Annotated in this window: 20 protein-coding genes; 13 read left to right on the top strand and 7 right to left on the bottom strand. The window is 65.8% G+C overall.

All coding sequences use genetic code 11. From position 1 onward, the window contains the following. Window positions 1-247: 247 nt before the first annotated feature. From rimP to typA, 6 genes are all read left to right on the top strand, one after another. The gene (gene rimP / locus A9976_RS28440; protein WP_183021748.1) at window positions 248-826 is read left to right on the top strand and encodes a ribosome maturation factor RimP; all 579 of its coding nucleotides are present in this window, start codon (window positions 248-250) and stop codon (window positions 824-826) included. Window positions 827-913: 87 nt separating this feature from the next. Next, complete coding sequence (gene nusA / locus A9976_RS28445; protein ID WP_012204833.1) at window positions 914-2,401, top strand: transcription termination factor NusA; 1,488 nt, start codon at window positions 914-916, stop codon at window positions 2,399-2,401. Window positions 2,402-2,424: 23 nt separating this feature from the next. Continuing rightward, the gene (infB, locus tag A9976_RS28450) at window positions 2,425-5,286 is read left to right on the top strand and encodes a translation initiation factor IF-2 (protein ID WP_183021749.1); all 2,862 of its coding nucleotides are present in this window, start codon (window positions 2,425-2,427) and stop codon (window positions 5,284-5,286) included. Between the two features lie 6 nt (window positions 5,287-5,292). Continuing rightward, window positions 5,293-5,664, top strand: coding sequence for a 30S ribosome-binding factor RbfA (rbfA, locus tag A9976_RS28455; protein ID WP_012204835.1), 372 nt, complete (start codon window positions 5,293-5,295; stop codon window positions 5,662-5,664). A 4-nt stretch (window positions 5,665-5,668) separates the two neighbouring features. After that, a complete protein-coding gene (gene truB, locus A9976_RS28460; RefSeq protein WP_183021750.1) occupies window positions 5,669-6,634 on the top strand; it encodes a tRNA pseudouridine(55) synthase TruB in 966 nt (321 codons plus the stop codon). 23 nt (window positions 6,635-6,657) lie between these two features. Then, on the top strand, window positions 6,658-8,484 hold the full coding sequence (gene typA / locus A9976_RS28465; protein ID WP_183021751.1) for a translational GTPase TypA: 1,827 nt from the start codon (window positions 6,658-6,660) through the stop codon (window positions 8,482-8,484). A 154-nt stretch (window positions 8,485-8,638) separates the two neighbouring features. On the opposite strand, the gene A9976_RS28470 is transcribed toward typA, so the two are convergent. Beyond that, window positions 8,639-9,526 (bottom strand): LysR family transcriptional regulator, encoded by an 888-nt coding sequence (locus A9976_RS28470; protein ID WP_183021752.1) that lies wholly within the window; start codon window positions 9,524-9,526, stop codon window positions 8,639-8,641. A gap of 83 nt (window positions 9,527-9,609) precedes the next feature. Between A9976_RS28470 and A9976_RS28475 the strand changes: the two genes are divergently transcribed. The 4 genes from A9976_RS28475 (at window position 9,610) to A9976_RS28490 (ending at window position 13,619) form a co-directional block, all read left to right on the top strand. After that, entirely contained in the window at window positions 9,610-10,806 is a 1,197-nt protein-coding gene (locus A9976_RS28475; protein WP_183021753.1) for a CaiB/BaiF CoA-transferase family protein, read from the top strand. A gap of 1 nt (window position 10,807) precedes the next feature. Beyond that, window positions 10,808-11,305 carry a MaoC family dehydratase gene (locus A9976_RS28480; RefSeq protein WP_034392170.1) on the top strand — a complete coding sequence of 166 codons (498 nt, stop codon included), beginning with the start codon at window positions 10,808-10,810 and terminating at the stop codon, window positions 11,303-11,305. 42 nt (window positions 11,306-11,347) lie between these two features. Continuing rightward, entirely contained in the window at window positions 11,348-12,385 is a 1,038-nt protein-coding gene (locus A9976_RS28485; protein ID WP_183021754.1) for a tripartite tricarboxylate transporter substrate binding protein, read from the top strand. Window positions 12,386-12,527: 142 nt separating this feature from the next. Further along, window positions 12,528-13,619, top strand: a complete 1,092-nt coding sequence (locus tag A9976_RS28490) for an enoyl-CoA hydratase/isomerase family protein (protein WP_183021755.1) — start codon at window positions 12,528-12,530, stop codon at window positions 13,617-13,619. A gap of 74 nt (window positions 13,620-13,693) precedes the next feature. Here the strand turns inward: A9976_RS28490 and A9976_RS28495 are convergent, their stop codons facing one another. Continuing rightward, window positions 13,694-14,371: a TetR/AcrR family transcriptional regulator gene (locus A9976_RS28495; RefSeq protein WP_183021756.1), complete on the bottom strand. Its 678-nt coding sequence runs from the start codon at window positions 14,369-14,371 to the stop codon at window positions 13,694-13,696. A gap of 155 nt (window positions 14,372-14,526) precedes the next feature. On the opposite strand from A9976_RS28495, the gene A9976_RS28500 reads away from it, so the two are divergent. Further along, window positions 14,527-15,222, top strand: a complete 696-nt coding sequence (locus A9976_RS28500) for a DAPG hydrolase family protein (RefSeq protein ID WP_183021757.1) — start codon at window positions 14,527-14,529, stop codon at window positions 15,220-15,222. Between the two features lie 24 nt (window positions 15,223-15,246). On the opposite strand, the gene A9976_RS28505 is transcribed toward A9976_RS28500, so the two are convergent. From A9976_RS28505 to smpB, 4 genes are all read right to left on the bottom strand, one after another. Then, a complete protein-coding gene (locus tag A9976_RS28505) occupies window positions 15,247-16,086 on the bottom strand; it encodes an anti-sigma factor (RefSeq protein WP_183021758.1) in 840 nt (279 codons plus the stop codon). A gap of 10 nt (window positions 16,087-16,096) precedes the next feature. Continuing rightward, window positions 16,097-16,645 (bottom strand): RNA polymerase sigma factor, encoded by a 549-nt coding sequence (locus A9976_RS28510; protein ID WP_183021759.1) that lies wholly within the window; start codon window positions 16,643-16,645, stop codon window positions 16,097-16,099. A 30-nt stretch (window positions 16,646-16,675) separates the two neighbouring features. Continuing rightward, entirely contained in the window at window positions 16,676-17,092 is a 417-nt protein-coding gene (locus A9976_RS28515; RefSeq protein WP_183021760.1) for a hypothetical protein, read from the bottom strand. Window positions 17,093-17,201: 109 nt separating this feature from the next. After that, the gene (gene smpB, locus A9976_RS28520; RefSeq protein ID WP_013803027.1) at window positions 17,202-17,675 is read right to left on the bottom strand and encodes an SsrA-binding protein SmpB; all 474 of its coding nucleotides are present in this window, start codon (window positions 17,673-17,675) and stop codon (window positions 17,202-17,204) included. A 168-nt stretch (window positions 17,676-17,843) separates the two neighbouring features. Here smpB and A9976_RS28525 point away from each other — a divergent pair, with 168 nt between their 5' ends. Both A9976_RS28525 and A9976_RS28530 read left to right on the top strand, forming a co-directional pair. After that, window positions 17,844-18,296 (top strand): type II toxin-antitoxin system RatA family toxin, encoded by a 453-nt coding sequence (locus A9976_RS28525; protein ID WP_183021761.1) that lies wholly within the window; start codon window positions 17,844-17,846, stop codon window positions 18,294-18,296. Further along, entirely contained in the window at window positions 18,289-18,633 is a 345-nt protein-coding gene (locus A9976_RS28530; RefSeq protein ID WP_183021762.1) for an RnfH family protein, read from the top strand. Before A9976_RS28525 ends, A9976_RS28530 begins: the two co-directional genes overlap by 8 nt. 33 nt (window positions 18,634-18,666) lie before the next feature. Here the strand turns inward: A9976_RS28530 and A9976_RS28535 are convergent, their stop codons facing one another. Next, window positions 18,667-19,221, bottom strand: a complete 555-nt coding sequence (locus A9976_RS28535) for a DUF4124 domain-containing protein (RefSeq protein ID WP_183021763.1) — start codon at window positions 19,219-19,221, stop codon at window positions 18,667-18,669. Between the last annotated feature and the right edge of the window lies 1 nt (window position 19,222).

The following is a 19,222-nucleotide window of genomic DNA, read 5'->3' on the forward strand; positions in this document are numbered from 1 at the left end:
GGGCGGGCCTGAGGCCCCTCGTCCTGTCCCCGCTTTTGTGCTGGGCGGGCTTGGCCTGAGGGTCGTTTGCGGATACAATGGCATATTCACGACCAAACGGGCGGGTACCAACCGCCCTTTTTTTTGGGCGATCTTCGGGCGACCTTCGGGATTGCCATGGGGCTCGGCGCTGTTGGGACATGGCTGCTGCCAAGGTTTCAGGGGCGTTCCGGGTCTTTTGTGTTTGCAGGACTGAATTTAAATACACGTGGCACTACAGCAAATCGTTGAACAAACCGTGACAGGTCTGGGCTATGACCTGGTGGAAATAGAACGCTCCGCGGGCGGGCTGTTGCGCGTCACAATTGATTTGCCTTGGCAGCCCCCGGTGGAGGGCGAGCCGGTGGTGCCGGAGCAGTTCGTGACAGTCGAGGACTGCGAGAAGATCACGCGCCAGTTGCAGTTCGCGCTTGAGGTCGATGGCGCAGATTACACGCGCCTTGAGGTCTCCTCCCCTGGTATCGACCGTCCCCTGCGGCACGAGCAGGACTTCACCCGCTTCGTCGGGGAAGTCATAGACCTGACCCTCAAGGAGCCCATCGGGGCCGCCGCTGAAGGGCAGGTCAGCGCCAATCGCAAGAAATTCCGCGGCACGCTGGAGCGTGCCGAAGAGGGTGGCTGGCAGATCGTCTGGAGCGACGAGCCACCCGTCAAGCCTGGCCAGAAGGTCAGCAAAAAGCGTGTTCCCGCGCCACTGCAGGCGCTGGGCTTCACGCTGGAGGAGCTGCGCGAGGCGCGTCTGGCTCCCATCGTGGATTTCAAGGGACGTTCTGCCAAGCCGGTCTGATCGGAGCAGGCAGGGTACGTCGAATCATTGGGGCAGGAAGGGCATTGCCATCCCCTTCCTGTGTGATTGAAATAGGAGAGTCGTCGCATGAATCGCGAATTGTTGATGTTGGTAGAAGCCATTTCGCGCGAAAAGAACGTGGAGCGCGATCTGGTGTTCGGTGCAGTGGAATCGGCCCTGGCCCAGGCCACCAAGAAGCTGTACCAAGGTGAAGTGGACATCCGCGTGGCCATCGATCGCGATAGCGGTAACTACGACACCTTCCGCCGCTGGCTGGTGGTGCCCGATGATGCGGGCCTACAAAACCCCGATGCCGAAGAAATGCTGATGGACGCACAGGACCGCGTCCCCGGTATCTCCGAAGGCGAGTACATCGAGGAAGAGATCGAGTCGGTGCCCATCGGCCGCATCGGCGCCATGGCGGCCAAGCAGGTCATCCTGCAGAAGATCCGTGACGCCGAGCGCGAAATGCTGCTCAACGAGTTCCTGTCGCGCGGCGACCGGATCTTCACGGGCACCGTCAAGCGCATGGACAAGGGCGACATCATCGTCGAGGCCGGCCGTGTCGAAGGACGCCTGCGCCGCAACGAGATGATCCCCAAGGAAAACCTGCGCAACGGCGACCGCGTGCGGGCCATGATCATGGAAGTGGACGCCACGCTGCGCGGCGCGCCCATCATCCTGTCGCGCTCGGCGCCCGAGTTCATGGTCGAGTTGTTCCGCAACGAAGTGCCCGAGATCGAGCAGGGCCTGCTGGAGATCAAGAGCTGCGCTCGCGATTCCGGCAGCCGCGCCAAGATCGCCGTGCTCAGCCATGACAAGCGTGTCGATCCCATCGGCACTTGCGTCGGCGTGCGAGGCACCCGTGTCAACGCCGTCACCAATGAACTGGCTGGCGAGCGTGTGGACATCGTGCTGTGGTCCGAAGACCCAGCACAGTTCGTGATCGGCGCGCTGGCTCCGGCCAATGTGTCGTCCATCGTTGTGGACGAGGAAAAGCATGCCATGGACGTGGTGGTTGACGAGGAAAACCTCGCCATCGCCATCGGCCGTGGCGGCCAGAACGTTCGCCTGGCTTCCGAGCTCACCGGCTGGAAGATCAACATCATGGACGCGGCTGAGTCTGCGCAAAAGCAGGCGGACGAGTCCGCTGTTGCGCGCCAGCTGTTCATGGAAAAGCTCGATGTGGACGAGGAAATCGCCAACATCCTCATCGAGGAAGGTTTCGAGACCCTGGAAGAAGTGGCCTATGTGCCGCTGCAGGAAATGCTCGAGATCGAGGCGTTCGACGAAGAGACGGTGAACGAGTTGCGCACCCGGGCGAAAGATGCACTGCTGACGCAGGAAATCGCGCACGAGGAAAACGTGGGCAAAGTGTCGCAGGATCTGCTGACGCTCGAGGGAATGACTCCGGAGATCGTGGACAAGCTGGCCGAGGCCGATGTGCACACCCGAGACGATCTGGCCGATCTGGCCATCGACGAGTTGACCGAGCTGACCGGGCAGACCGAGGAAGAAGCGAAGGCTTTGATCATGAAGGCGCGTGAACACTGGTTCACCGAAGGGCAAGAGTAAGGTCAGGGAGGTTCAGAGCATATATGTCCAGTAATACGGTTGCCGAGTTTGCAAGAGAGCTCAACAAGACCCCTGACACGTTGCTGCAGCAGCTCAAGGCTGCAGGCGTCGCCAAGGACAACGCATCGGATGCGTTGACCGACGGCGACAAGCAGCAACTGCTCAGCCATCTGCAGGCCAGCCACGGAAGTGGCGCCAAGAAGATCACGCTGACCAAACGGTCCACAAGCGAGATCAAGCAGGCCGATTCGTCGGGCCGCGCCCGCACCATCCAGGTGGAAGTGCGCAAGAAGCGCACCTTTGTCAAGCGTGACGAGGCCGCCGAGGGCGCCTCCGATCCCGCTGTCGTTGCCGCTGCCCAGGAGCAGCGCGCGGCATCGGAGCGCGAGTCCCAGGATCTGGTGCGCCGCGAAGGGGAAGCACGTCGCCAGGCCGAAATGATCGGCCGCGAGGAGGAAGAATTGGCACAGCAACGCCGTGAGCGCGAAGAGCGCGAACTAGTTCAACAACGCGAGCGAGAAGCCGAAGAGCGCGCAAGCGCCTATGCGGCTGCAGAAGCCGCAAAGATCCTCGAGGCCAACCGCGCAAAGCAGGAAGCTTCGCGCGAGCAGGCTGCAGGTCAGGCCGCGCGCGCCGAAGCCCAGGTTGCGGCACGCGCCAAGGCCGAGGAAGAGTCCCGTGCCCGTGCGGCCGAGGAAGCCGAACGCGCCAAGGATCTGGAAGACCGCCGCCGCAAGGCGCTGGCCGAGGCCGAAGCCATTCGCGCCATGATGGCTGCGCCCAAGAAGGTGCTCGTGGCCAAGAAGCCCGAGGAGCCCAAGCCCGTGGCCAAGCCTGCAGCGCCTGCTGCCGGCGATGCCAAGAAGACCACGCTGCACAAGCCCGCTGGCACGACCGCCGGCGGAGCTGGCGCGCGTACGGGTGCGCCTGCCGGTGCCGGCAAGGAAGTCAAGTCCGCCAAGCTCTCGTCGAGCTGGGCTGGCGATGGCAAGAAGAAGGAAATCAAGACCCGTGGCGACAGCTCCGGTGGCGTGGGTGGCCGTTCCAACTGGCGCGGCGGCCCGCGTGGCGGCCGTCGTGGCAATGACCGTCATGACGGTCAGCACCAGAGCGCGGCAGCGGAATTCCGCGCCATCGAAGTGCACGTGCCCGAGACCATCACCGTGGCCGAGCTGGCCCACAAGATGTCGGTCAAGGCGTCCGAGCTGATCAAGGTGCTGATGAAGATGGGCCAGATGGTCACCATCAACCAGCCTCTGGACCAGGATACGGCCATGATCGTGGTCGAGGAAATGGGCCACACGGCCAAGGTCGCCGCGCTGGACGATCCCGAAGCCTTCACGGCCGAGGAAGTGTCCCAGCAGGAAGCTGCCCAGGAGTCGCGTGCTCCCGTGGTCACCGTCATGGGCCACGTGGACCACGGCAAGACCTCGCTGCTGGACTACATCCGCCGCACCAAGGTGGCGTCGGGCGAAGCCGGTGGCATCACCCAGCACATCGGTGCCTACCATGTGACGACGCCCCGCGGCATCGTCACCTTCCTGGATACCCCGGGCCACGAGGCCTTCACGGCCATGCGTGCCCGTGGTGCCCAGGCCACCGACATCGTCATCCTGGTGTGCGCGGCCGACGACGGCGTGATGCCCCAGACCAAGGAAGCCATCAAGCACGCGAAGGCGGCTGGTGTGCCCATCGTGGTTGCCATCACCAAGGCCGACAAGCCCGATGCCAACCTCGACCGCGTCAAGCAAGGCCTGGTGGCCGAGCAGGTGGTGCCTGAAGAGTACGGCGGCGAGTCCCCGTTCATCGCCGTGTCCTCCAAGACCGGCCAGGGCATCGACGAGCTGCTGGAGCAGGTTCTGCTGCAGGCCGAAGTGCTGGAGCTGACCGCTCCCGTGGAAGCCGCTGCCAAGGGCCTGGTCATCGAAGCCCAGCTGGACAAGGGCCGCGGCCCTGTGGCCACGGTGCTGGTGCAGTCCGGTACGCTGAAGGTGGGCGACGTGGTGCTGGCAGGCCAGACCTACGGCCGCGTGCGCGCCATGCTGGACGAAGACGGCAAGCAGACCAAGTCTGCAGGCCCCTCCATCCCGGTGGAAATCCAGGGTCTGTCCGACGTGCCCCAGGCCGGCGACGACTTCATGGTGCTGCAGGACGAGCGTCGTGCCCGCGAAATCGCGACCTACCGCGCCGGCAAGTTCCGCCACACCAAGCTGGCCCGCCAGCAGGCTGCCAAGCTCGAGAACATGTTCGCCGAAATGGGTGCAGGCGAGGTCCAGACCCTGCCCATCATCATCAAGGCCGACATGCAGGGCTCGCAGGAAGCGCTGGGCACATCGCTGCTCAAGCTCTCGACCGACGAGATCCGCGTTCAGCTGGTCTACTCGGGCGTGGGCGGCATCAGCGAGTCCGACGTGAACCTGGCGCTGGCCTCCAAGGCCATCATCATCGGCTTCAACGTCCGGGCCGATGCCCAGGCGCGCAAGACGGCCGAGAGCAACGATGTGGACCTGCGCTACTACAACATCATCTACGACGCAGTCGAAGAGGTGAAGGCGGCCATGTCCGGCATGCTGGCTCCCGAGCGCAAGGAAGAGATCATCGGCATGGCCGAGATCCGCACCGTGTTCGTGGCATCGAAGATCGGCACCGTGGCCGGCTCGTACATCACGCAAGGCCAGGTCACGCGCAATGCGCATTTCCGCCTGCTGCGCGAGAACGTGGTCATCTACACGGGCGAGATCGAATCGCTCAAGCGCCTGAAGGACGACGTCAAGGAAGTCAAGGAAGGCTTCGAGTGCGGTATCAAGCTCAAGAACTACAACGACATTCGCGAAGGCGACGTGCTCGAAGTGTTCGAGATCAAGGAAATCGCGCGCTCGCTGTAATTCGCCATGGCAACACGCAAGTCCGCTGCGCCGAATCGCAGCTTCAAAGTCTCTGACCAGATCCAGCGTGATCTGGCAGAGCTGATCGCGCGCGAGTTGAAGGACCCGCGCGTGGGCATGGTCACGCTGCAAAGCGTGGAGGTGACTCCGGACTATGCCCACGCCAAGGTCTACTTCAGCCTGCTCGTGGGCGATCCACAGGCGACGCAGGAAGCGTTGAACCAGGCCGCGGGCTTCCTGCGCAACGGCCTGTTCAAGCGCCTGCACATCCACACAGTGCCCACGCTGCACTTCATCTACGACCGCACCTCCGAGCGTGCGGCCGACATGAACGCCTTGATCGCCAAGGCCGTTTCTTCGCGCGGAAAGGAAGAGTAGCCCCATGAACGCGCCACGCACAAGGGTGCAGCGGCGCCCTGTGCATGGGGTGTTGCTACTCGACAAACCGCTGGAGCTGTCCAGCAACGACGCCTTGCAGAAGGTCAAGTGGTTGCTGCGCGCCGAAAAGGCCGGACACACCGGCACGCTGGACCCGTTGGCCACCGGCGTGCTGCCGCTGTGCTTCGGTGCGGCGACCAAGTTCAGCCAGTTGCAGCTTGAAGCTGCCAAGACCTACGAGGCGATTGCGCGCCTGGGCCAGACCACGACCACGGCCGATGCCGAGGGCGAGGTGCTGCGCGAGCGCGCCGTTGACCCCGCCGCCCTCACGGCCGAGCGATTGGCCGCCGTGCAGGCGCAGTTCACGGGTGCGATCCGCCAGGTGCCGCCCATGTACAGCGCCCTCAAGAAGGACGGCAAGGCTCTCTATGAATATGCGCGTGCCGGCATCGAAGTCGAGCGCCCGGCGCGCGAAGTGACAATCCACGCACTGGAGCTTTCGCTGACGCAAGACAGCGAAGGCCTGCCTGCGATCCGGATGCGGGTGACCTGCAGCAAGGGCACCTACATCCGCACGCTGGCCGAGGACGTGGGCGAGGCCCTGGGCTGCGGCGCGCACCTGCGCGCGCTGCGCCGTATCGACACCGGCGGGCTGGGTGTCGAGCGCTGTATCTCGCTGGAGGCGCTGGCCGCCATGGGCGAGGGCGAGCGTCTGCAGCAGTTGCAGCCTGTCGATGCCTTGCTGGCCAGCCACACGGCTGTCACGCTGGGCGAGCAAGATGCGGCCCGTTTTCTCACGGGCCTGCCCCGCAAGGGCGCTTGGGCCGATGCCGAGGCGGTGGCTGTGTATGGCGAGAACCCGCAGGCTCTGCTGGGAGTGGGGCGCGTGGTGCGTGGGGAACTCATCCCCGGGCGCCTGCTCAGTTCACTGGAAATTCAACAGATTTTGGAAGACACGCCGCGCCCATGACGCTGCGGCAATGGGAAAACACTATGAGCAAACAAATCCGCAATATCGCGATCATCGCCCACGTGGACCACGGCAAGACCACCATGGTGGACCAGCTGCTGCGCCAATCCGGAACCTTCGCCGAACACGAGAAAGTCGTGGACACGGTGATGGACAACAACGCCATCGAACGCGAGCGTGGCATCACCATCCTGGCCAAGAACTGCGCCGTGAGCTGGAACGAGACGCACATCAACATCCTCGACACGCCCGGCCACGCGGACTTCGGCGGTGAAGTGGAGCGTGCCCTGTCCATGGTGGACGGCGTGGTGCTGCTGATCGACGCGCAGGAAGGCCCCATGCCCCAGACGCGCTTCGTGACCAAGAAGGCGCTGGCCCTGGGCCTGAAGCCCATCCTCGTGGTCAACAAGGTGGACAAGCCCGGTGCGCGTCCCGACTACGTGGTCAACGCCGCCTTCGACCTGTTCGACAAGCTGGGCGCCACCGATGAGCAGCTGGACTTCCCCGTGGTGTACGCCTCGGGCATCAACGGCTGGACCTCGCTGGAAGAAGGCGCTCCCGGCGAACAGTGGGGCCCCGACATGTCGGCCCTGTTCGACACCATCCTGAAGCACGTTCCCTCCGTCAAGGGCGATCCTGCCGCCCCGCTGCAAATGCAGATCTCGGCGCTGGACTACTCCACCTTCGTGGGACGTATCGGCGTGGGCCGCATCACCTCCGGCACGCTCAAGCCTTCGACCGACGTGCTGGTCATGGAAGGTCCTGACGGCAAGAGCTACAAGGGCCGCATCAACCAGGTCCTGAAGTTCCAGGGCATCGACCGCGTGCAGGTGACCGAAGCCGGTCCCAGCGACATCGTGCTGGTCAACGGCATCGCCGACCTGGGCATGGGCGTCACGCTGACCGACCCGCTGAACCCCCAGCCGCTGCCGATGCTCAAGATCGACGAGCCCACGCTGACCATGAACTTCTGCGTCAACACCTCGCCGCTGGCAGGTCGTGAAGGCAAGTTCGTGACCAGCCGCCAGATCTGGGACCGCCTGCAAAAGGAACTGCGTTCCAACGTGGCCCTGCGCGTCAAGGAAACCGACGAAGACGGCATCTTCGAAGTGTCGGGCCGCGGCGAACTGCACCTGACCATCCTGCTGGAGGAAATGCGCCGTGAAGGCTACGAGCTGGCCGTGTCCAAGCCCCGCGTGGTCTACCGCGACGTGGACGGCGTGCGCCACGAGCCTATCGAGCTGGTGACGGCCGACATCGAAGAAGGCCACCAGGGTGGCGTGATGCAGGCCCTGGGCGAGCGCAAGGGCGAGCTGGTCAACATGGAACCCGATGGTCGTGGCCGCGTGCGCCTGGAATACCGCATTCCTGCGCGTGGCCTGATCGGCTTCACCAACGAATTCCTGAACCTGACCCGTGGTTCCGGCCTGATCTCCAACATCTTCGACAGCTACGAGCCGCACAAGGGCGAAATCGGCGGCCGCAAGAACGGTGTGCTGATCTCCATGGACGAAGGCGAAATCTTCACCTACGCCCTGGGCAAGCTGGACGACCGTGGCCGCATGTTCGTCAAGGCCAACGATCCCGTGTACGAAGGCATGATCATCGGCATCCACAGCCGCGACAACGACCTGGTGGTCAACGCCACGCGTACCAAGCAGCTGACCAACTTCCGCGTGTCCGGCAAGGAAGATGCCATCAAGATCACGCCCCCGATCGACCTGTCGCTGGAATACGCGGTGGAATTCATCGAGGACGACGAACTGGTGGAAATCACCCCCAAGAGCATCCGCGTTCGCAAGCGCCACCTGTCCGAGAACGAGCGCAAGCGCGCTTCGCGCGGCGCATAAGCGCTGTTGCGCCACGGGCGCACGCAAGCCGCATGGCTTCACCGCCCTGACCGTCAAAGGCCGCATCTGCGGCCTTTGTCTTTTGTGGCGCGCCGTTCAGGCGTGCGGGCGCAACGGCAAAGGAACTGCTGCTGCTACTGCTTGCAACTGCTTTCTACTGCAGCTGCAGCAGCAACTCGCGCAGGCGCTGCCCGGCCGCTGCGCTTTGCTGCGGATTGAGCGCCAGGGCCAGGCCGATGGAGGGCAGGTTCTCGGTATCTGCCAGCGCGCGAAACACCACCCCCGGCGTGCTGCCCTTGGCCACCACGGCTGGCACCAGCGCCACGCCCAGGCCCGCGCCCACCAGGCTGACCAGGGTCTGCGCCTGCACGGCATGCTGCTTGACCTGCGGCATGAAGCCCGCGTTCTGGCAGGCCAGCACCACCAGCGCGTGCAGGCCGGGCACCTCGCTGGGGCGGTAGTTGATGAAGGGCTGGTCCGCCAGGTCCCGCAGCCGCAATACGGGCCGCTGCAGCAGAGGATTGCCTTGGGGCAGCACGGCCACCAGCTCGTCCTTTTCCACGGGCGTGATGGACAGGTCGGTGGCCTGCGTCACCGGGTAGCGCAGCAGGCCGGCATCGAAATCGCCGCTGGCCACCTGCGCGCAGATCTCGCGCGTGGTCGATTCGGTCAGCACCAGGTCGATCAGCGGATATTCGCTGCGAAAGGCCTGCACCAGCCTCGGTATCAGCGAGAACGTGGCCGAGCCTATGAAGCCTATGTGCAGGCGCCCGCGCTCGCCGCCGGCCGTGGCGCGCGAGACTTCCTGCATCTGGCGCGCATGGTGCAGGGCCAGCTCGGCACTTTCCAGGGCCGCCAGGCCTGCCTCGGTCAGCGCCGTGCCCCGGCGGTCGCGCTGGAACAGCTGCACGCCCAGGCTGTCTTCGAGCCTGCGTATGGATTGGGACAGCGGCGGCTGCGACATGTGCAGCTGCTCGGCCGCCTGCCGGTAGTTGAGCGTGCGGGCCAGGGTGACGAAGTGACGCAGTTGGCGCAGGTCCATTGATATCCACCGTGTATCAGAGGTGCTGAATTAAGTCTTAGACGCAGCTTTGAAGATATCAAATACTGGCTCCCTGAAGCAACATGGAGACCACAGTGCAGGCTGCGTTGACAGGGATTCGGGTGCTGGATCTGTCCAGCGTGGTGTTCGGGCCGCTGGCCAGCCAGGTGCTGGCCGACTATGGCGCCGAAGTCATCAAGATCGAGCCGCCGGCCGGCGACTCCACGCGCCATACCGGCCCGGCCGTGGAGCCCGGCATGGCCGCCATGTTCATGGGCACCAACCGCAGCAAGAAGAGCGTGGTGCTGGACCTCAAGCAGGAAGAGTCGCGCCAGGCCCTGCATGCGCTGCTGGCCACGGCCGATGTGTTCATGCACAGCATGCGGCCGCAAAAGCTGGCCCCGCTGGGCCTGGACCCCGAAACGCTGCGCGAGCGCTATCCGCGCCTGGTCTATGCAGGCCTGCATGGCTTTGGGGAGGACGGGCCCTATGCAGGCATGCCCGCCTATGACGACGTCATCCAGGGCATGAGCGGCCTGGCCGACCTGATGGAACGCCAGACGGGCGAGGCGCGCTATCTGCCCACCATTGCGGCCGACAAGACCTGTGCCCTGGTGGCAGCGCATGCCGTGCTGGCGGCGCTGTTCCAGCGCGAGCGCAGCGGCCATGGCTGCTTTGTGGAAGTGCCCATGTACGAGACCATGGTGGGCTTCAACCTGGTCGAGCATTTCTACGGCATGCATTTCAGCCCGGCGCTCAGCGGTGCAGGCTACCCGCGCGTGATGGCGCCCTGGCGCAAGCCCTACAGAACGCTGGACGGCCACGTCTGCATGATGCCTTACACCGATGCGCACTGGCGGCGCTTCTTCGCCGCCGTGGGGCAGCCGCAGCTGGCCCTGGACGCGCGCTTTGCCAGCCAGGCCAGCCGCACGGCCCATATTGCCGAGCTGCTGGAGACCGCGGGCGAGCATGTGGCGCTGCACGGCACCCAGTACTGGCTCGATACCTGCCAGCGCCTGGAGATTCCCGCCGCCCCGGTGGCGCGCATGGACGATCTGCCCGCCGATCCGCATCTGCAGGCCACGGAGTTCTTCGTACCGCTGCAGGACGCCGCCATGGGCACCGTGCACCTGCCTCGCTCCTCCGTGCGCATGGACGGCCGGCAGGCACCCATGGGCATGCCGCCGCGCCTGGGCGAGCACACGGCGGCGCTGCTGGCCCAGGCGGGCTGGAGCGCCGAGCGCATCGCCGGCCTGCAGATCACGCAACAGGAGACATGAGATGACAGTGAACACCCCGCAGCCCCACCCCGGCGCCGCCTGGAATGCCGTGCCCCGCATGGGCCAGGGCTTTTTCTGGCAGGACCTGCAGATCGGCCAGCAGCTGCGCACCTTCCGCCGCACCGTGACCGAGTCCGACCTGGTCGCCTTCATCAACGCCACAGGCATGCTGGAGGCCATCTTCATCGAGGAGGGCTACGACGGCGGCGCCATTGCCGGCCGCCCCGTGCCGGGCGCCATGACCTATGCGCTGATCGAAGGCTTCATCCTGCAAAGCATGATCCAGGGCACGGGCCTGGCCATGCTGGAGCTGCACCAGAAGATCCTCGGCCCCGTGCTGGTGGGCGACACCATCGAGGCCCTGGTCGAAGTCACCGCCATCAAGCCCACCTCCAAGGGCAACCGCGCCGTCGTCACCTCGCGCATCGAGGTCTTCAACCAAGGCCACCAGAAGGTCATGGAATACACGGCCGTGCGCTTGCTGGCCGGGCGCAGCTAGGCGGCCGCAAGCATTCCCATAACGACATCAGGAGACAAAAGCATGGACAAGCAGATCGACAAGGCGGCCCGAAAAAGAGGGTGCCGCATGGCGCTGGCCACCGTGGCAGCCCCTATTGCAGCTGCGGTGGCTGCAGCGGCAGCGGTGGGGGCGGCTGTGCCCGGCACCGCGCTGGCGCAGCAGCCCTGGCCCAGCAAGCCCATCACGATGGTCGTGCCCTTCCCGCCGGGCGGGCCCACCGACCTGGTGGCGCGCGTGCTGGCCCAGCAGGTCGGCCAGCAACTGGGCCAGACCGTGATCGTGGACAACCGGCCCGGAGCCAATGGCAACATCGGCAATGCCCTGGTGGCCAAGGCCGCGCCCGATGGCTATACCGTGCTCTACAACACCTCGTCCATTGCGCTGAGCCCGTCGCTCTACAAGAAGATGAGCTACGACGTGGGCAAGGACCTGATGCCCGTGGCGCTGACGGCCGTGGTGCCGTTGGGCCTGGTGGTCAATCCCAAGCTGCCGGTGAAGAACGTGCAGGAGTTCGTGCGCCATGCCAGGGACAAGACCGGCCAGCTGTCCTATGGCTCGGCCGGCAACGGCAACGTCACCCATCTGGCGGCCTTCCAGGTCGTGCAGCACTACCAGATCGAGGCCAGCCACGTGCCCTACAAGGGCAGCGCGCCGGCCGACGTGGATCTGGTGGCCGGGCAGATCGACTTCATGACCGACACCATCAATTCCGTCGCACCCTTCATCAAGGAGGGGCGGCTCAAGCTGCTGGCCGTGAGTTCCTCCAAGCGCCTGCCCAACTTCCCCGATGCCCCCACGCTGGCCGAAAGCGGCATGTCCGGCTTCGAGGCCGGCGCCTGGCAGGGCGTGATGGTGCCGGCCAAAACGCCGGCCGCCATTATCCAGCGGCTCAACCAGGAGCTGATGCGCGCGCTCAAGGACCCGGGTGTGGTCGAGAAGCTGCAGTTGCAAGGCGCCGAAGGCCTGGGCTCCACGCCGGAGGAATACGGCGCCTACATCCGCAGCGAGATCAAGCGCTGGGCCGGCGTGGTCAAGAGCACGGGTGTCTCTCTGGACTGAGTGCGGGGCGTTGCGGCACCTGTCGCGCAGTTGCGCATATTGGCACCTGTTTGTCAGGGGTGGGCGCGGTTTTTCAGCTATGGTTGCGGCTCATTGCCCCGGGGTGCCGGGGCAGGGCATGCATAGCAACAAGGAGCAAGATATGACGGGAGCTGCCGGCGAAGTCCTCAGCGAAGTGCGGGGCCGCATGGGCATGATCACCTTGAACCGGGCCAAGGCGCTGAACGCGCTGTCGCTGGGCATGGTGCGCGATCTGCTGGCCACCCTGCTGGCCTGGCAAAAGGATGAGCAGGTGCTGGCCGTGGCCATCCGAGGCATGGGCAAGGAGGGGGTCTTCGGCGCCTTCTGCGCGGGCGGGGACATCCGCTTTCTGCATGGCGCGGGCAGCACGGGCAATCCGCAGCTGGAGGACTTTTTCACCGAGGAGTACGCGCTCAACCACCTGATCCACACCTTCGGCAAGCCCTACATCGCCTTCATGGACGGCATCGTCATGGGCGGCGGCATGGGCATCAGCCAGGGCGGCACGCTGCGCATCGTCACCGAACGCACCAAGATGGCCATGCCCGAGACGGCCATCGGCCTGTTCCCCGATGTGGGTGGCGGCTACTTTCTCTCGCGCTGCCCGGGTCACGCGGGTGAGTGGCTGGCGCTGACGGGTGATGTGATCGGCGCGGCCGATGCGCTGGACTTCGGCCTGGCCGATGGCTACCTGCCATCGGACCAGCAGCCTGCGCTGTGGGACGCGCTGGCCGACGGCAGCTTTGCCGATGCAGCGGCCATCGAGGCCCTGGTGAAGTCGAAGTTCTCGGCCCCTGCCAAGCCCGCTGCCCAGCCCCGCGCCGAGATCGACCGCGTGTTTGCCCTGCCCACGGTGGCTGCCATGGTCGAGGCGCTGGAAGCCACCGATGGCGAGTGGGCCCGGCACACGGCAGCCACGCTGCGCAAGCGCTCGCCGCTGATGCTGCACGTGGTGCTGGAGCAGATCCGCCGCGCGCGCGGCATGACGCTGGCCCAGGACCTGCGCATGGAGCGCGACATGGTGCGCCACTGCTTCTACCTGCGCCCGGGCCAGAGCGAGACCATCGAAGGCATTCGCGCCCTGGCCGTGGACAAGGACCACCAACCGCGCTGGAACCCCGCGCGCATCGAGGATGTGCAGGAGGCGCAGTGGCGCGCCTTCTTCGACAGCCCCTGGCCTGCACATTCGCATCCGCTGGCGGCGCTGGACTGATCGCGGCGCAGAGCGTTCAGCGTTCAAGCTTCCAAAAGGCCATCCGGCGCCATGCCGGGTGGCCTTTTTTCCATTCAACGGTCCGCAGGCTCCATGCTGCAGGCCTGGCCGGCAAGCAGCCGGACCGCATGTTCGATGCGCGGCCCCGGGTCCCATTCGGGCACGGGCGGGGTCAGGCCCAGGGCCATCTGCCGCAGGGGCTCGGCAATGACCATGGACAGCAGCAGGTCGCAGACGGCTTCGGGCTGTTCGGCCCGCAGCAGCCCCTTGCTGCACTGGCGCTGCAGCCATTCCACCAGCATGCCGCGGCCGCGCTCAATGCCGTTGCGCTGGTAGACCTCCAGCAACTCGGGCTTGGCGGGAAAGTCGGTGGTGAGCAGGCGGAACATTCCCACTGCCTCTGCCGACAGCACGCGCGCGGCAATCACGCGCAGGATCTCGGCCAGCGCTGGCGCCACCTCTGCGGCCGATTGCGCATCGGCCGACAGGGCAGGGCGGAAACCGTCGGTCCAGCCGCGCACCACCAGGGCCACCAGATCCTCGCGGTTGGCCGCAAAGCGATACAGCGTCTTCTTGGCCAGCCCTGCGCGCCGGGCCACGGCCTCCATGGTGGTGGCGGCATAGCCCTCATTGAGCAAAAGCCAGGTGGCAGCGGCCACGGCGGCATCGCTGGCCTCGTTCTCGGGCCGGGCCGGCCGGCCGCGCGGCCGGGTGGCGGCAGGCCTGATTGCAGGCGTGATGGCAGGTTCCATTGGATTGCTTGTCGTTGTGTCGTGTTATGCAAGGCGGGGCCTTGTTGTGCTGCATTTTTGCTGCCCCGGCGAGATTATCCAATTGTTTGGAAACGCTTTGCGTTTCTTTAATATAAGATGGCCTCTCCTCCTCAATCCCATCACGGAAAAAGTCCATGAAAGACCACGCCTTCGAGCCCGACATTTCCCGCATCGACGAGCTGCTGCACATCACGCCACTGAGGCTGGAGACCGGCATTTCCCGCCTGCCCAGCGGCTGCCTGGTGGTGGCCTGCCGCACCGACCTGCATGGCTGCAGCGGCCGCATGCTGGACTGGTGGTTCAAGTTCTTCGAGACCACGCAGCACATCAAGTGGTGGCATCCGCACGACCACATCGCGCACCGCGGCTGGGATGCGCAATGGAAGAAGGGCGAGAGCTACATAGGCGCGTCCATCGAGGCCGTGGAGTCCCTGGCCGACATTCCGCCCGTGGCGGCCAGGCTCAAGTTCCACGACCCGCGCGAACTGTTCGACCCTGCGCAGCTGGAGCTGGCCTTCGCCGAAAAACGCGCCTCGGCCGCCGTGTATGCGCGCATCGGTTTTGGTGAGCATGTGCAGCTGGATGCCAGCGGGGACCCCATGGACGGGCAGATGGTGCACCTGGCGCGTGACACGCCTTTTGGCTGCGTGCTGCGCAGCCGCTTTTTGCTGGGCCAGTCCTGCGCCGACCCGGCCACCGAGCTGCCTGACGCGCTGGGCCTGGGCCTGCTGCGCCATTGCTACACGGAGTTCACCTATCTGTCGCGCTTTCTGCCCTCGCTGTACTACGGCGAACATGGCAATGGCGAGGCGGCACCCCTGCCCTGGTAGCAGCGGCGGTCGTGCCTTCGCCGGTCAAAGCTGCTGGTGCACGGCCGTGGCCAGCTGCAGCAGCCGGTTGCGCGGCAGGGCGCCGCTGAGCGCATAGCCAAAGCCCTGGTCCACCCAGTAGAAGCTGGGCACGGGGCCATCGCTGCTGAAGTGAAAGGCGGTTTCGTCGCGCTTGGCCGCATCGTCCAGTGCGCCCAGGTAGAGGGTGATGCGTTCGCCTGCCGCGTCCTGGTACATGAATTGGGCGCGTGCGCCGCTGTCGCCGGGCAGCAATCGGCCACCTACCAGTTCATAGCCCAGGTCCGTGAGTGCCGGCAGCTTCAGCGGCCGGCCCAGGCGCCTGGACAGCCACTGCAGCAGATGGGCCTGCTGCGCGGCATCGACTTCGACCGGGTGGCGTTGCTCGGGCTGGTAGACCGCGTGGGCGACGGCCGCCTGGTGGGCGAAGCGGGCCGGGGTGGCCGCGGCCAGCGTGGCCGCCGTTGATGGCGCAGCGGCGGGCGCTGCCTGCTGCCCATGCACCAGCCAGCCCAGACCGAAGGCCAGCATCCAGCCCGCGGCCATGCCACCCCAGCGCCACCATTGCTGCTGGCGCTGGTGCAGGCCCTGCAACTGTTCGGCGGCGGCGCGCATTTCGTCGGGCATGGCGGGTTCATTCCGGGCGGCATGCAGGGCGCGCAGCAACTGGCGTTGGCGTTGCCATTGATCCACGCGCGCGGCACTGTCTTCGTCCAGCCGGTCGCGCAGTGCCTGCGCCTGCTGCGCGGGCAGGCGGCCATCGACCAGGGCGTGCAATTGCTCGTCGGAAATGGGCGGGGGCAAGGGCGAGGAAGATGAGAGAGGGGTGGGGACGGGTGCAGTCATGGCGGCCTCGTCATTTGAGCCGGCGCAGCGCGGGGGCTGCGGCTTGGGGTGTTGCGGCCCCGGCAGTCGGTGCAGGCGGTGCCGAGGTGGCCGAGGGGGCCTCCATCAATTCGCGCAGCCGGGACCGTGCGCGCGACAGGCGCGACATCACGGTGCCCAGGGGCAGCTGCAGCACGCGCGCCGTGTCGGCGTAGCTCATGTCCTCCACGCTGACGAGCAGCAGCACGGCCCGCTGCTCGGCGGGCAGGCGCCGCAGGCAGCGCTCCAGGTCCAGGGCCGCATCGCTGCTGTCCTCGGGGGCGGCCAGGGTCTCGGACAGGCTGTCTATGTCCAGCCACTGCCCGCGCGCGGCCGAGCGCCGCTGGTTCAGGTAGAGGTTGTGCATCAGCGTGAACAGCCAGGCACGCAGATCGCCGTCGGGGCGCCACAGCAGCCATTTGCGGCAGGCACGCTCCAGCGTGTCCTGCACCAGGTCGTCGGCGGCCCAGGCATCGCCCGCCAGCAGCCGCGCATAGCGGCGCAGGCCGGGCAGGTGCTCCAGGATCTGGCTGCGGTCCATGGGCAGGTCCGAAGGCGGATGCGGCTGGAGTCAGGGGCGTGCGGTATGCCAGACGCCCATGACGCCATCGCCCGTGGTATCACCGGCCTTGCCGTCCTTCACCCAGTAGTACAGCGGCTTGCCCTTGTAGGCGATCTGGCTGCTGCCATCGTCGCGCTGGATCACGCTGTAGTTGCCGCCGGACGGCGCCTGCTTGCCCATCAGCGGCGGCCAGTTGGTCGCGCAGGGACCGTTGCAGACGGACTTGCCGCTGCCGGCCGTGTCCTTGTCGAAGGTGTAGAGCGTCATGCCGTTGGCGCCGACCAGCATGCCGTTTTGCACGCTGACCGCGCTGGGCGGGGTCTGGCCAGAGGCGTTGGCCGCAGGCGCGGAATAGCAGCCTGCCAGGGTCAATGCCAGGGCTGCCGTGAAGGCACAGGTACCAAGTTTCATGCCGAGCTTCTTCATCGCTGTCTCCGGTGCTTGCCGGCGCGCGAAATTGCGGCCGGACACTGCAATGAACACTGGGCCGTGCCGGTTTATTCCGCAGCAGTGCAAAAAAAGCTGCGGATGCCCGTCAACGGTTGAAGCTCTTCATGGCGCGCTCGACTTCGCGCTTGCCTTCGCGGTCCTTGATCACGTCGCGCTTGTCGTGCTCGGCCTTGCCCTTGGCAAGGGCGATGTCGCACTTGACGAAGCCGTTCTTCCAGTGAAGGTTGATGGGCACCAGCGTAAAGCCCTTTTGCTCGACCTTGCCGATCAGGCGCAGGATGTCGTCCTTCTTGAGCAGCAGCTTCTTGATGCGCGCCGCGTCGGGGTTGACGTGGGTGGAGGCGGTCTTGAGCGGGTTGATCTGGCAGCCGAGCAGGAACAGCTCGCCGTCCTTGACGATGACGTAGCCGTCCGTCAGCTGCACCTTGCCGCTGCGCAGTGCCTTCACTTCCCAGCCGTGCAGCACGATGCCGGCCTCGAAGCGTTCCTCGAAGAAGTAGTTGAACGCGGCTTTTTTGTTGTCGGCGATGCGCGACTGTGTTTCAGGTTTCTTGGCCATGGAGTAATAGATGCGGCGAAAACCTGGAGATGAAAGCTCTCCATACAATACTGGATTGCCGTCTCGCCTCTGTGCGGGATTTTAGTTTCGCCTTGCCGTCATTGTGACAGCCGTATGCGCCATGACCGCGCAGCCGGTGTTTTGCATGCCGTGCAGCCCGTCCCATTCATGAAAAAAGTCAACAAGTCCGTCCTGATCTGGTACAGCCCCCAAGAAATGTTTGCCCTGGTGACGGACGTGGCCCACTATGCCGACTTCCTCCCCTGGTGCGACCAGGCCAGGGTGCTGGAGCAGGACGAGCAGGGCATGACGGCCGAGGTGGGCATTGCATTCGGCGGCATGCGCAAGTCCTTCGTCACGCGCAACACGCACAGCGTGCTCGACGACGGCGGGCGCCAGGTCAGCATCCGCCTGATCAAGGGGCCGTTCTCGCGGCTGGAGGGCAACTGGATGTTCCGCCCCGTGGGCGACGGATCCCAGCGTGCCTGCCGCGTGGAGCTGCAACTGGACTATGGCTTTGACAACATGGCGCTGGCCGCCGTGGTCGGCCCGGTGTTCGACCGCATCGCGGGCTCCATGGTCGAGGCCTTCGTCAAGCGCGCCGAGCAGGTCTATGGCTGAACCCCGGCCGTTTCTGTGCATCACGCTGGCATGCAGCGCGCATGCCGGTGAAGTCGTTGAACTGGCCCTGCAATTGCCGGCCGGTGCCTCGATTGCCGACGCGGTGGAGGCCGCTGGTGGCTGGCAGGCGCTGGGCTTTGCACAGGCCGCGCCTGCGGGCCTGTGGGGCCGCAGTGCCCCGCTGACGCAGTGCCTGCGCGATGGCGATCGCGTGGAGCTGTACCGGCCCTTGACCGTGGACCCCAAGGTGGCGCGCCGCGAGCGTTTCGCACGCCAGGGCGCCCGCGCCACGGGCCTGTTCCAGCGCCAAAGGCCCGGGGCCAAGGCCGGTTACTGAACCGGCCTTGCACTGTGGGGCCGTGCCCGGCGCTCAGCGCGCCGGGCCGCAGTCCGCGGCGATGGTGGCGTCGGCGCGCTTGAGTTCGCTGTCGCGCGTGGCTTCGTCCATGAAGCCTCGCTCGCCCTGGGCATTGGTATAGGCCATCAGGCCGCCCGATGACAGCGCCGTCTTGGCCTGTTTTGCCCGCGCGCAGTTGTCCTGGCGCTCCTTGGCAACCCGGTCCTTTTCTGCCTTGGCCTTGGCGGCCTCCTGGGCCTCGGCCTTGCGCTTTTGCTCTTCCAGGGCCTTGTCGGTGCCTGCGGGCTTGGTGTCCTTGGAGCCGGCAGGCGCTGCCTGTGCCGTTGCATCTGCAGCGGTCTGGGCGGCTGCATCCGTGGCTGCTGGTGCACTGGACGGCGCCGCCGCTGCAGGGGCGGGCGCGCTGCCGCCAGGCTGGCGCAGGATGTTCTTGGCCGGAATGTCAGGGGGTGGCGCGCGGTCGCTGAAGACCTTGCGGCCTGTTGCATCGACCCATTGCCACTGGGCGGCTGCGGACAGTGAACAGGCGGCAAGCGCGGCTAGCAAAACAAGCTTGGTGGCATGCATG

This window comes from Delftia sp. UME58 (assembly GCF_014170385.1).
Lineage (GTDB): Bacteria > Pseudomonadota > Gammaproteobacteria > Burkholderiales > Burkholderiaceae_C > Comamonas > Comamonas acidovorans.